This window comes from Faecalibaculum rodentium (assembly GCF_001564455.1).
GTDB classification, from domain to species: domain Bacteria; phylum Bacillota_I; class Bacilli_A; order Erysipelotrichales; family Erysipelotrichaceae; genus Faecalibaculum; species Faecalibaculum rodentium.
The window spans coordinates 1,064,671-1,077,207 of the sequence record NZ_CP011391.1; the positions used below are offsets into that span (position 1 = coordinate 1,064,671).

At 54.4% G+C, this 12,537-nt stretch carries 13 protein-coding genes; 11 read left to right on the plus strand and 2 right to left on the minus strand.

Features of this window, described 5'->3' with window-relative positions:
* Window positions 1–63: 63 nt before the first annotated feature.
* The 4 genes from aalo17_RS05245 (at window position 64) to aalo17_RS05260 (ending at window position 3,039) form a co-directional block, all read left to right on the plus strand.
* Window positions 64–663, plus strand: coding sequence for a hypothetical protein (locus aalo17_RS05245; RefSeq protein WP_145907525.1), 600 nt, complete (start codon window positions 64–66; stop codon window positions 661–663).
* Window positions 664–982: 319 nt separating this feature from the next.
* Complete coding sequence (locus aalo17_RS05250; RefSeq protein WP_145907528.1) at window positions 983–1,384, plus strand: hypothetical protein; 402 nt, start codon at window positions 983–985, stop codon at window positions 1,382–1,384.
* Window positions 1,385–1,625: 241 nt separating this feature from the next.
* Entirely contained in the window at window positions 1,626–2,102 is a 477-nt protein-coding gene (locus aalo17_RS05255; protein ID WP_067556491.1) for an RNA polymerase sigma factor, read from the plus strand.
* On the plus strand, window positions 2,095–3,039 hold the full coding sequence (locus aalo17_RS05260) for a zf-HC2 domain-containing protein (RefSeq protein WP_067556494.1): 945 nt from the start codon (window positions 2,095–2,097) through the stop codon (window positions 3,037–3,039). Before aalo17_RS05255 ends, aalo17_RS05260 begins: the two co-directional genes overlap by 8 nt.
* A gap of 149 nt (window positions 3,040–3,188) precedes the next feature.
* Here the strand turns inward: aalo17_RS05260 and aalo17_RS05265 are convergent, their stop codons facing one another.
* Window positions 3,189–4,823 (minus strand): Rqc2 family fibronectin-binding protein, encoded by a 1,635-nt coding sequence (locus aalo17_RS05265; RefSeq protein WP_067556497.1) that lies wholly within the window; start codon window positions 4,821–4,823, stop codon window positions 3,189–3,191.
* Between the two features lie 217 nt (window positions 4,824–5,040).
* Between aalo17_RS05265 and gmk the strand changes: the two genes are divergently transcribed.
* Genes gmk through rbfA form a run of 7 tightly spaced genes read left to right on the plus strand, consistent with a single transcriptional unit; the run spans window position 5,041 to window position 10,772 of the window.
* Complete coding sequence (gmk, locus tag aalo17_RS05270; RefSeq protein WP_067556500.1) at window positions 5,041–5,643, plus strand: guanylate kinase; 603 nt, start codon at window positions 5,041–5,043, stop codon at window positions 5,641–5,643.
* Between the two features lie 56 nt (window positions 5,644–5,699).
* Window positions 5,700–6,158: a ribosome maturation factor RimP gene (gene rimP / locus aalo17_RS05275; protein WP_067556503.1), complete on the plus strand. Its 459-nt coding sequence runs from the start codon at window positions 5,700–5,702 to the stop codon at window positions 6,156–6,158.
* A 12-nt stretch (window positions 6,159–6,170) separates the two neighbouring features.
* A complete protein-coding gene (gene nusA, locus aalo17_RS05280; protein WP_236940514.1) occupies window positions 6,171–7,892 on the plus strand; it encodes a transcription termination factor NusA in 1,722 nt (573 codons plus the stop codon).
* A gap of 36 nt (window positions 7,893–7,928) precedes the next feature.
* Window positions 7,929–8,183, plus strand: a complete 255-nt coding sequence (rnpM, locus tag aalo17_RS05285) for an RNase P modulator RnpM (RefSeq protein ID WP_067556506.1) — start codon at window positions 7,929–7,931, stop codon at window positions 8,181–8,183.
* Between the two features lie 19 nt (window positions 8,184–8,202).
* Window positions 8,203–8,502, plus strand: coding sequence for a L7Ae/L30e/S12e/Gadd45 family ribosomal protein (locus aalo17_RS05290; RefSeq protein WP_067556509.1), 300 nt, complete (start codon window positions 8,203–8,205; stop codon window positions 8,500–8,502).
* Window positions 8,503–8,506: 4 nt separating this feature from the next.
* A complete protein-coding gene (infB, locus tag aalo17_RS05295; protein WP_067556512.1) occupies window positions 8,507–10,375 on the plus strand; it encodes a translation initiation factor IF-2 in 1,869 nt (622 codons plus the stop codon).
* Window position 10,376: 1 nt separating this feature from the next.
* Window positions 10,377–10,772, plus strand: a complete 396-nt coding sequence (gene rbfA / locus aalo17_RS05300; RefSeq protein WP_067556515.1) for a 30S ribosome-binding factor RbfA — start codon at window positions 10,377–10,379, stop codon at window positions 10,770–10,772.
* A 717-nt stretch (window positions 10,773–11,489) separates the two neighbouring features.
* Here rbfA and aalo17_RS05310 read toward each other — a convergent pair.
* Window positions 11,490–12,449: a transposase gene (locus tag aalo17_RS05310; RefSeq protein ID WP_067556527.1), complete on the minus strand. Its 960-nt coding sequence runs from the start codon at window positions 12,447–12,449 to the stop codon at window positions 11,490–11,492.
* Between the last annotated feature and the right edge of the window lie 88 nt (window positions 12,450–12,537).

The following is a 12,537-nucleotide window of genomic DNA, read 5'->3' on the forward strand; positions in this document are numbered from 1 at the left end:
GTCTTTGATTAGATAAGCTTATCTGAAAGAGGTGAAAATATGAAAAGGCTTATAATTTGTGCAATGCTTCTCGTTAATTTGTTTGTGACTCCAATGTATGCTAAAGAATCCGTAGATGAGATTCCAGCGGGATATATGCATATCGAGAATGTCGGCCAAGATGATTCGGTTGAAGTCTTCACGAATGGTCAAGGCGAGTATTTAGCCATAGCTGACCATATTCCATCCAATGGATCGCTGGTTTTGTACGATGATGGTAGAGATAAAGTATGGCTCGATATAGAGAATGATTATAATGAAAATTCTATCATCACGTATGGCGATTCTGGATGGAGTGGTGGAAGCCTTCCTACAGGAACTAGTATTCTTACCCCTCATCATTTTAACGGATATATTACTTACTCCTATCAGGTTTCGGTGACTTGCTACCCTCCAAAGATCAATTATGCTGTAAATCCTAGTGTAACAGGAGCGTTGATTTCTCTTTCAAATGTTAGTTTGTCCGTCCCTTCAAACACAACAACGGGTGGCAGATACGCTGTCGCAAGTATGACTTTTGATTGTTTATACAACGAGGATGGTTGGACTGGGGGATCTCGTAGTTTCTACTTGACCACAAATATTAATTCTTCGGGTAAAACTTTGATTCAGTGGAGAGAATGATGTGAATAAAAGCATTAGAATACTTGTATTCGGTATAGCATTTCTAATCGCTGGCTGCAGGGTATCTTCGATTATTATTGATCCTCATATGTCAGATTCAACGTTACAGTTCCCGGATTCTGATTTATCTGCGCAAACTAGTGAAGATCCACAGAAGGTCTTTGAACTGGCACTGTCCAGGACTCTCAGCGGCAATGGTGTGCAGATTCACAACGGTGATCGGACCGAACAGCTGATTTGTAATGACAGTACCTTTTGGCTGATTCAGGAGGAGGAAGAGACCTGGTCCTTTGAACGTCAGGCAAACAATGAAAGTCAGATGTTTGGGCTGTTTCGGGACAGCGACAGATGGATCGTTTCACCATCCCTGACCACCCATGACCTGACTGATCAGGATATCTCCCGGTATCTCAACGATACAGACAGGCTGCGGCTGCAGCTGAAAACGTTCCTGTTCCCGGGACAGAATGAAATCCTGTTTGGTCTGCCAGGTGAATGGACATGGGAGGAGGATATGCTTGCCTGCACCAGCGGAGACTATCGGTTCCGGTTTGTCCTGGATGAATCCGGTGCCATTGAATCGGAAACCATTGAAGGCGGGAATCTGCCGGCTCCGGATCATCTGACCTTCCAGTCGCTGAACGTTCCTGACAGCTATATCCAGTGGCTCTCGGATCTCTTTGACCAGGCGGAAACTTCCAAAGCGGGTCAGCCGCTGTAAGCCCTGGAGTTTGAAGCACACCCATATCCAGGCCCTGCCAGCTGTCCATCAGGACAGCCATCAGCATCCACAGCTGCAGACCGGTACAGATCGTGATGACCTGTGCCGGTCTGTTTTGCCTCTGCCGTTGCACAGAAAGTCTGCCTGAACCGGAAATGCTTGACAGCATGTCACAAAAACGCAGAAATAACTGTAACGTTCTGCTGTATGACAGCGTCTTACGGATGAAAGGAGGCTGTGAATGGATCTGGAAGAGATGTACGAACAGCACGCGAGGCAGGTGTATCTGTACCTTCTGTCTTTGAGCCATGATGCGGCGCTGAGTGAGGACCTGACTCAGGAGACGTTTCTGAAGGCGTCTGTGAAGATCCGGGGGTTCCGGCATGAGAGCACGCTGTCGTCGTGGCTGTGCACCATTGCCCGGAATCAGTATTTTGATTTCTGCCGTGGGAAGAAGCGGGACCCGGCAGGGGATGGATCACTGGTTCTCCAGGGCATGGATGATCCCCGGGATCTGCGGGTCTTTGCCTGTCTGCATAAGCTGCCGGAGCCGTACCGGGAGATTGTCTGGCTGCGGGTATACGGACTGCTTTCCTTTGCAGAGATAGCAGAGATATTCTGCCGCAGCGAATCCTGGAGCCGGGTGATGTATCACCGGGGAAGATGCAGGCTGCGGGAGCTGTGGGAGAGAGAATGGGAGGAGGACTGTCATGACTGAGAACCGGAAGACAGAATGCGCGATTGTGCAGGATCTGCTGCCGCTGTATGCGGATGGTGTGGTACAGACTGAAACAGCGGAATGGATTCAGCGGCATCTGGAGACCTGTCCTGCGTGCCGGGAGGAGCTTCAGAATCTGCAGAAACCGGATCCGGCTGTATTGCAGAAGGACCTGCCGCTGGAAAAGGACCTGAAGAAAACAGGCCGGCATCTGCGCTGGAGCCGACGGATCATGGTGGTTTCTGCTGTGCTGTTTGTACTGCTTGTACTGCTGGCGGGTGCCGGGTGGCGGAACAGCATCCTGCTGCCGGCTGACTATGTCAAGGTGATGGAGACAGGCAGGGAAAGCGGCCAGCTGGTGTTTGAGGTGCAAAGTCAGGTCCCGGGGACCGGTTTACTGAATCTGCAGTCCAGCTGTCCGGGAGATGGCACCTGTGAACTGGAGGTCCGGGGCGGCAGCGGGCTGCTGAACCGGATGAGCAGGGAAACGGTGTCGGTTCCGGATACGACCCGGGAAATCCGGCTCAACGGTGAGATTCTCTGGCAGGATGGTGTCATGATTTCACCCCGCTGCCGGCAGCTATATTCCTATGCCAATGGTTATGCCGGCGATGTGCAGCAGATGCATCTGGCTGCTCCCCCGGATCCGGATCTGCCTGTGACAATCGAGGCGGATACAGAAGATCCTGCACACTGCGGCTGGACTTACAGGGTGGAGGCTGAGCGGAGGCTGCCTGCAGAGAGCCTGCGGGAGGCAGCATGGCTGGCCATGGTCCTCACACCTAATCTGGATAAAGTCACCTACCGGTTCGACAGGGAAGAACCGCTGGTTTTCACCAGACAGGCACTTGCCGAAACCCTGGGCCACAAGCCGGATATTGAATCTCCGGCAGATCTGCAGCGGATCATGAACCGCATTCTCCCGGCAGCAGGATAAGACACACAGCTCTGTCCTTCACAAAGCAGCCCCTGCCTGCTGTGGGGCAGGCCAGCCATCCGCCGCATGTAACCGCGCACAAAAAGACCGGCCTGTGTCAGGAATGGATCCCTGGGACAGGCCGGCTTCATGCCATGGCTGCTGACTCTTTACTGTTTCCGCCTGCGCAGAATCTCTTCCACAAGCCTGGGATCGGGATCGATGTAAATCGTCCGATAGCTTTTCATCGTCACGAAACCCGCTTTGGAGCCAGGAACCTTTTTCAGCTGTGACACCTGGGTGTAGTCCACAGGGACCGAACTGGATTCCCTGCCTTTGGAAAACCAGGCAGCCAGCATGGCAGCCATACGGATCTGTCCTTCTGTCGGCTGATCAGACTGCAGGATCACGTGGGAACCATGATAGCCCTTGACGTGAAACCACAAGTCGCTGCGCCGGGCCATTTTATGGGTCAGCCAGCTGTTTTGCAGGTTGTTGCGGCCGACAAAAATCACGGCTCCTTCATACGGAATCTCCAGGACGTGTGGCCGGGACTTGCCTTTGCGGCGCCTAGCCCCTTTTTTAGGCAGCAGCCAGCGGCCGCTCTCCAGCTCCTGACGGATCTCCTGTGCATCCTCATAGCTGCAGTGTTTCAGCTGTTCCTCCATCTGCTCGAAATAGACCAGATCTTCCTTGCAGATACGGATCTGCTCCTGCAGGGCATCCAGACTGCGCTTCATTTTGTGGTACTTTGCATAATACCGGTTGGCGTTGTCCCGGATGCTGAATTTTTCATTCAGGGGAATCGTTACGTCTTCACCGGTTTCGAAATCCTGCACCACGGCTTGCTTTCCCTGTTTCAGCGAACCCTGCCAGGCAAACAGCAGATCGCCGTATTCCCGGTACTTGTCATGATCCTTCGCTGCCTCCAGCGAAGCCTGCAGCCGGGGCAGTTTTTTCTGCTGTTTCTTCTTTTCCTTTTCCACTGTGCGGATCAGATCTCCGAACTGCTCCTTGTGCCGACTCTTTTCCTCCCGCTGCCGGTAGAGCTGACCCAGACCTTCCATCAGGTCATACACCCTGGGTTCTGTGTTCATCCCTGAGAGGGGAATGATGTGAAAATGCCGGTCATCATACCAGTACAGTTTGTCGGATGCCTCCAGCGAATGCCAGAACTCCTCCCAGGTCGTGCCTTCATGAAGCCGCCTCTCCGCTTCTCCGGACAGCAGCGGGGAAAATCCGGAGATCTGATCCGTGAGCGGCCGGCTTTCGTCGATGGATACAGGTCCGGAAGGATCCTGCTTCTCCGGCTGCGATGGCAGTTCGTACCTGGCACCCGGGTGGATCAGCCGGCGGGAGTTCTCGAAGACGGGGATCCGTTTCAGGGCATCCATGATTACACCCTCTTCATTGACTGCGATCAGGTTCGCGTATTTGCCCATGAGCTCCAGATACAATGTCAGCTGCCGCAGGTCACCGAGTTCGTTCATGGCCTGCACCTTCGTGACCAGGATCCGGTCATAGCCGGCCTGGGACACAGATGTGATGATTCCCTGGGAAAAGTGCTTCCGCAGAAACATCACGAAACCCGATGGTTCGGGCTGGATCTCCGGCACAAAGGCAGCCAGATACACCCGGTTTGTGTTGGAGTGCACGTTGATGACCAGACGCTTCAGTCCGGTTTTCGTATGGATATGCAGCAGGATCTCTTCATCCGACAGATTCTGGATCTTGCCGATGCGGCCGCCCTCCAGGTCTTTCAGGTGTCGAGTGACGCTTCGAAGCATGATGCCATCGAGAGCCATGCAGATCCCTCCTTTCAGTTTTTTCCTGTTTTTGTCTGCGCCTGCCGGGACACGAATGCCCAGGACGGGCTGCGCCTTACCAGCATACCGTTTTTCCTTTGACAGTGCCAAAGGACAGAGACTAAAATCTTTGTAACCGGACAGTCTTTGGACTTGTCCGGCCATCCAGAGACGTGCTCAGTCTCTGGATGGCAGCTGACAGAAAGGGAGGCAGCACATGAAACGAGGCTTGCTGTTGGTGCTCAGCGGACCCAGCGGGGTAGGAAAGGGTACTGTAAGAAAATACCTGGAGGCAGATCCCTCCCTGAAACTGGCCTACTCCACATCCATGACCACGCGAAAGCCCAGAGCCGGGGAAGTGGACGGTACAGATTATTTTTTTGTCACACCGGAGGAGTTCGAGAAGGCCCAGGAAAACGGCGAACTGCTGGAAAGTGCGGAATTTGTCGGGAACCGCTACGGTACGCCCATGAAGGAAGTGAACCGGCTGCGGGACGAAGGGAAAAATGTCCTGCTGGAAATCGAAGTGCAGGGTGCCATGCAGGTGCAGGAGAAGTGCCCGGATGCCCTGTCGATTTTCATCATCCCCCCTTCCATGGAAGAACTGGAGCGCAGGATCCGCGGACGGAAATCCGAGCCGGAGGAGATCATTCAGCAGCGCCTGGCCAAGGCGGCCGGGGAAATCAAGACGATGAACCGCTACAAGTACATTGTGTGCAATGAAGACCCGAAACTGGCTGCCGATCTGATCGCGGCGATCATTCGCCGGGGCATGGAATCGGACAGCTTGAACGCGGGTGACGAATGTGGTACTGTTTGATTGACCAAAAAGGGAGCGGGGAACCGCTCCTATAATTTTGCCGGAAAGGAACAGGAATGAAAGAACTGCAGAAGTGGATCGAACCGGTCCTCAAAGAACATGGCTGCAGACTTTACGAGATCCAGTGGCTGACCAATCAGAAGCCTCCCATCCTGCAGATCGCTGCAGAGAAGGAAGACGGGACCATGGACCTGGATACTTGCGCAGTCTGCTCGGACGCCATCAGCGCCCTTCTGGATGAAAAAGACTGGAATGACCAGGAATATATGCTGGAGGTTTGCTCCCCCGGCGCGGAGCGGGAACTGAAGACTGAACAGGACCTGCAGAACGCCCTGGGACAATATGTATATGTGAAGCTCCGGGAACCGAAGCAGGGTCTGGCGGATGTACGCGGCGACCTGGCAGCACTGGAGCCCGAGAGCGTGACGGTCCATTACAAGGACAAGGGACGTCCGAAGAAGCTGGTCGTGGACAGGGACAACATCTCGCTGATCATGACAGCGGTGAAAATATAGGAGATTGATCAAATGAAGCTGAAAGTTGAGTCGCTGGCCACAGCTCTGCGGGGCATTGAATCGGACCGCGAACTTTCCCAGGACATCGTGGAGGAAGCGCTGACCGAAGCGCTGACAAAGGCCTACCGCAAGTACATTGACGTTCCCGATGCCTATGTCCGGGTGGAGATCAAAAACGGCAACGTGCAGATCTGGCACGAACGTCTGGTGGTGGACAGCCCGGAGGAAGACCTGGATCCGGATCTGGAAGTTTCCCTGGCGGAAGCACGGGGAATCAGACCCGGCGCAAAACCCGGCGATATGATCGACGAGGAAGTGGATTTCCGGAACTTCGACCGTGCGGCTGTCGTGCTGGCCAAGAATGTCATGAAGCAGAAGATCCGCGAGGCGGAAAAAGCCAAGGTATATGAGGAGTACTGCGACAAGGTGGATGACATGGTGAAGGGAACCATCGAAACGGTGGAGGAAAAGTTCGTCATTGTGAACATCGGCAAGACACTGGCCATGATGAAAAAGAGCGATCAGATTCCCACGGAACAGTATCACGAGGGAGAACGCCTGCCGGTCGTGATCACGGAAGTGAACAAGGACACCAAGGGAGCGCAGGTGCTGGTGTCCCGGTCTTCCCCGGTGTTCGTGAAGCGGCTGTTCGAGCGGGAAGTGCCGGAGATCTACAACGGCGTGATCGAAATCAAGGCCATCGCCCGGGAAGCCGGAGAACGCTGCAAGCTGGCGGTCATGAGCCACAATGAGAACATCGATCCCATCGGTGCGTGCATCGGACCCCGCGGCAGCCGTGTGCAGACTATCATCAACGAACTGAACGGCGAGAAGATCGACATCTTCGAGTGGAGCGACAACATCTCCACGCTGATCAAGAATGCGCTGGCTCCCTCGGAGGCCATTGCGGTAATTCCAAACGAGAACGTCAAGGACGGCCTGATCGTGGTGGTACCGGACAACCAGCTGTCGCTGGCCATCGGCAAGAAGGGAAAGAACGCCCGCCTGGCGGTCCGTCTCTCCAATCACAAGATCGACATCAAGTCGCAGTCGGAGATGGATGAACTGGGCATTGACTATATGACCATTGCCCGTGAACAGGAAGAAGCCTGGGAGGCGAAGAAGGCAGCCGAGCGTGCCTATCGCCAGCAGGAGAAGCAGGCGGCGTTCAAGGAAGACACCGGAGACATCGAGAGCATCGAATCGGCGGACTTCACCTATGCGGATGAGCCCGAGGAAACGACGGCGGTGGATACGCTGTATGAATCCGAGAACCTGCCGGAACCTGCGCCGGAAACCGAACCGGCTGTGGTGGAGGAGGAAGACCTGCCGGCAGTCGCACAGGAAGAGGATCTGCCTGCGCCTGCTCAGCCGGAACCCGTCGCAAAACCGGAACGTGAACTGGACGAGATGGAACTGGCGGCGAAGATCGCCAGGGAAAAGCGCAAGGAGCACGCCCTGGATACCCGGGAATACAAGTCCAAGTTCGAGGACTTCGCCGGGGCCCACACAAAGCAGGAACCTGCTGCCGCGAAGAAGAAGCGCTGGGATGACCGCCGCGACCGGGATCAGGATAAGGACAAGGAAAAGGAAAAGAAAAAGCCTTCCTTTGAGGCAATGCGGCCGATTTACTCCGATGAGGAGCTGGCGGAAATCGAAGAACGGGAAGCAGCCCAGACCGAGGCCTGGGATGATGACGTGGATTACGAGGAGTTCGACGATTACTACGATTAGTCTGACTGTCGTGAGGACTGGATACAGGAGGACGGTATGAAGAAAATCCCGATGAGAAAGTGCGTCGTGACGCAGGAACGGTTCCCGAAAAAGGAGCTGATCCGTGTTGTGCGCACACCGGAAGGACAGGTGGAAATCGACCTGACCGGCAAGCGGAACGGGCATGGGGCCTATATGCAGAAGAGTGCTGAAACCCTGGCGAAGGCCCGGAAGAACAAGGCGCTGGACCGTGCACTGGAAACGACTGTACCGGAGGAAGTCTATGACGGGCTGGCGACCATCATCGGCTGATGGCGGCAAAGGAAGAACGATGACAGACAACAGAATCATCAGTCTTCTGCAGCTGGCCATGGCGGCGGGCAAAACCGTGCGGGGTGACGGGCTGATCCCGGCAATCTGCCGGGGAAAGGCCAGACTGGCTGTCCTGTCGTCTGAGACGGGAAACAATACGAAGAAGAAGATCCTGGACAAGTGCCGCACGTATTCTGTTCCTGTACTGGAGCTGGATGCAGGGGAATTCGACCGGATCTCAAACCGGGCAATGAAGGCACTGGTCGTGACGGATGCAGGATTTGCCGGACGGATAGATGAATTGAGAAAGGACAGGTGATTGGGTGGCCAAGAAACCGAACAGAAGACCGAACAGACGCCCGAACCGCAATGGCGGAAACAACGGAGGGCGAAACAGAAACGGCGGGCACGGACCCTCCAGGACACGGCAGGAAGCCGCGAAGTCCATTACATACAGCGGTACGCTGACTGTGGGGCAGCTGGCGGAGCTCATGAAGCGGAACAGCTCGGAGATCATCAAGTTCCTGTTTATGATGGGCAACATGTCCACCATCAACACGGTGCTGTCGGATGAGGACATCGAGCTGATCTGCATGGAGTTCAACACCGAATGCCACAAGGAAGTCGTGATCGAGGAAGACGACATCGAGGAGCAGATCGGGGCACGGGAATTCGATGAATCCCAGCTGAAGCCGCGTCCGCCTGTGGTCACGATCATGGGTCACGTCGATCACGGAAAGACCACGCTGCTGGACACCATCCGGAAGACCAACGTCACGGAGGGTGAATTCGGCGGCATTACCCAGCACATCGGTGCCTACCAGGTGTCGCTGAAGGGCCGGAAGGTCACGTTCCTGGATACACCGGGTCACGAAGCATTCACTGCGATGCGTGCCCGCGGGGCGCAGATCACGGACATCGTGGTTCTGATCGTTGCGGCAGACGATGGCGTCATGCCGCAGACCAAGGAGTCCATTGACCACGCCCGGGCAGCGAAGGTCCCGATGGTTGTGGCTGTCAACAAAATCGACAAGCCGGGTGCCAATCCGGACAAAGTCATGGCCGAGCTCTCCGACTACGGCGTCATGCCGGAGGAATGGGGCGGTGACACGATCTTCACACAGATTTCCGCCCGGAGCGGGGAAGGTGTCGAGGATCTTCTGGAAACGCTGCTGCTGGTCGCCGACATGTCGGAGCTGAAGGCAAACCCGGATACCAATGCATCGGGTACTGTCGTGGAAGCCAAGCTGGACAAGGGCCGCGGTCCTGTGGCCACACTGCTGGTACAGCAGGGTACGCTGCACACAGGTGATTCCGTGGTGGTCGGCACGAGCTACGGCCGTGTCCGGAAGATGACCAATGACCGGGGCATGGAAATCAAGACTGCCGGTCCGTCCATGCCTGTGGAAATCATCGGTCTGTCGGAAGTGCCCCGCGCGGGTGATGTGTTCCTGACCTACGATTCCTACAAGAAGGCGGCGGAAATTGCCAACCACCGTCTGGAGAAGCAGATCGAGAAGGAACGGAACCAGTCCAGTGCGATGAGCCTGGAGGACCTGGCGAAGCAGATCAACGAGGGTGATGTGAAGGAAATCAATGTCCTGATCAAAGCCGATGTGCAGGGTTCCGCCGAAGCGCTGAAGGCTTCCATGGAGAAGCTGGATGTGGATACGGTTCGCGTCAACGTGATCGGTTCCCGTGCGGGTGCCATCACGGAGAGCGACATCATGCTGGCCAGCGCCTCGAATGCCATTATTTATGGCTTCAACATCCGTCCGACAGCGGCTGTCCGCAAGAAAGCGGAAGAGGAAGGCGTGCAGATCCGTCTGCACAACATCATCTACAAGGCCCTGGAGGAACTGGAAGCAGCCATGAAGGGCATGCTGGCACCGGTATACGAGGAAGTCGTGATCGGTCAGGCGGAAGTCCGCCAGATCTTCAAGGTCTCCAAAGTGGGTACCATTGCCGGCTGCATGGTGACCGATGGTGTGATCCGTCGCGACTGCAAGGTGCGTCTGATCCGCGAGGGCATCGTGGTATACGAAGGCGATCTTGGTTCGCTGCGGCGCTTTGACAACGACGTCAAGGAAGTCAGCGCAGGCTTTGAGTGCGGTCTGACGATCGAGAAGTTCAACGACATCAAGGTGGATGATGTGATCGAGGCCTACGAAGACCAGGAAGTGAAGGAATAACATGCCAAAGACAGACAGGATCGATGCGATCCTGCGCAGGGAGATTTCCCGGATCCTGCAGTTCGAGCTGAAGAACCCTAAACTGGGGTTCGTGACAGTGACAGACGTGCAGTGTACCGGCGATCTTTCCATCGCGAAAGTCTATGTATCGTTCCTGGGGAAACAGGAACGCAATGATGCGGGAATGAAGATCCTGAACCAGAGCAGGGGGTTCATCCGGAGCACGATCGCGAAGAACGTGAAAATGCGCAAGGTGCCCGAACTGCAGTTTTTCCAGGATACCAGCATCGAGTACGGCAACCGGATCGAGAAGAAGATCCGGGAGATCAATGAACAGGACAGTGCCGCTGCTCAGGACCAGCCGGCAGCCGATGCAAGACAGGATGCAGAGGCCTGAACAGGGAAGCATCACTGAAACAGAGACAATAGAAAAAAACCGCCTGCAGGCAGACCGTTTCCCGAAAAACGGAAAGCCAATGCAGGCGGTTTTCGGTTTTTGGCTGTTCGCAGGTCTCTGAAGGGGAAGGCGGTATAACGCCTGTTTTGAGGATCCCGGGGAGCTGCTTCGTTTTGATCACCGGCTTTTTTCAGAAAACCAGGGTGACTGACTGCAGGAACAGGAACCCAATGGTTTTTGTTCACACTGCTGCCAAGACGGAAGGACAGAGGCCAGGGGACTGGGACTGGATCCACAGCATCAGGGCTGACAGGCTCTGGACACGGGCCAGCCGTTGGTGGTCTGTGCCGGCTCCAAAGACTGTCCCCCAACCGGCTCTTTTCTGCTGGTGACAGGATATGACCCTGATGGGTGCAGCCTGCAGGATCCCAGCCGCCACGAACAAACAGGCATGTTCTGGAACCGGCAGCGGCTTGCCGGACAGATTTGCTGCCTGTGGTCCATGGGATGGCTTTGAAAACGGTCGAAAGGAGTAACAAAAAAGGGGTTGTAACAGTAAGGCCGGTTTTACGGTCTGTAGGCTGATTACAGCCCCTTTTTCTTGTTATAAACGGAAAAAATGTCTGGAGATTCCATTGGTATTCTCCAGACATTTCTTTTTGGCCATTATAAAAACAACTTAGGGGATAACTTTCAAAAAAAGCCTGTTTTTCCTCGTCAGTTTAGCTTGCCTATAAGGTTATTTGCCCTCTGTTTAAGCCAGAACAGATGATATTTATAAAGATTCAGACCCAGACAGTTCAAAAGAAATTCCATCTTGACACCTTTCAATCCTCTTCGCCTGAATCTGGTCATTCCCCGGTCTTGCTTCAGGATCCCGAATGCTCCCTCCACCTGTATTGACCGCTGCCTGCAGAGTCCCTTTCCTTCTTCGCATCCCAGGTTTTCATCTACTTTTCCCTGCAGCTCTTCCATCACTACATTCTTTCCGACTCTCCTGTACTTTCCGAACCGGAAACAATGGGACCGTCTGGGACATCCCTCACAATGGCCTTTCTCCGCGTACATCTGACTGATATGAAGATTTCCACCACGGGTCCTTGATATATTGTCCCCTTCATACTGATCCAGGACCCTTCCTTCCGGACAGATCAGAAACCCTTCTTCTGTTTGCTTCCAGTTGAGCACATTGTAGATCCTCTTCTGGAATCTTCGGTCCTTCTTCTTCCCAAAGTTTCCGTATTTCTGTACCAGTTCTATCCCGTTTTTCAGGTTGTACAGGTAATTGTCAAGACTTCCATATCCCGCATCCGCTACGGGTCTGCAAGGATACTTCCCTGTATAGTCATGATAACGGTCCATGAAAGCCTGCCAGGTGAGGGTGTCTCCCGGATTCTGGAATATATCCGCATTCACGATCAATCCGTCACTGACTGCGATCTGGCAGTTGTAGCACGGTCTGGTGACTCCGCTTTGGTTGTAATAATCCCATTTGGTGGCCATGAAGGTCGCATCAAGGTCGGTTTTTGAACATGAGTTGCGGTTTCCAAGCGTATAAAGCCATTCTTCATACTCCATCAGCTTCAAAGCCATTTTCAACAGTGAATCATAGTATCTCTGAATGGAAGACTTGCGATGGCCGATCCCATAACAGATTTTCGTGTCAGTCTGGACCATGACTTCCATCAGGTACTGGCAGACATAGAAAAGATCCCAGGACTGATATTCATCCCTGAGGGGATAGTCTGGTCCTATGTCAAGAAAA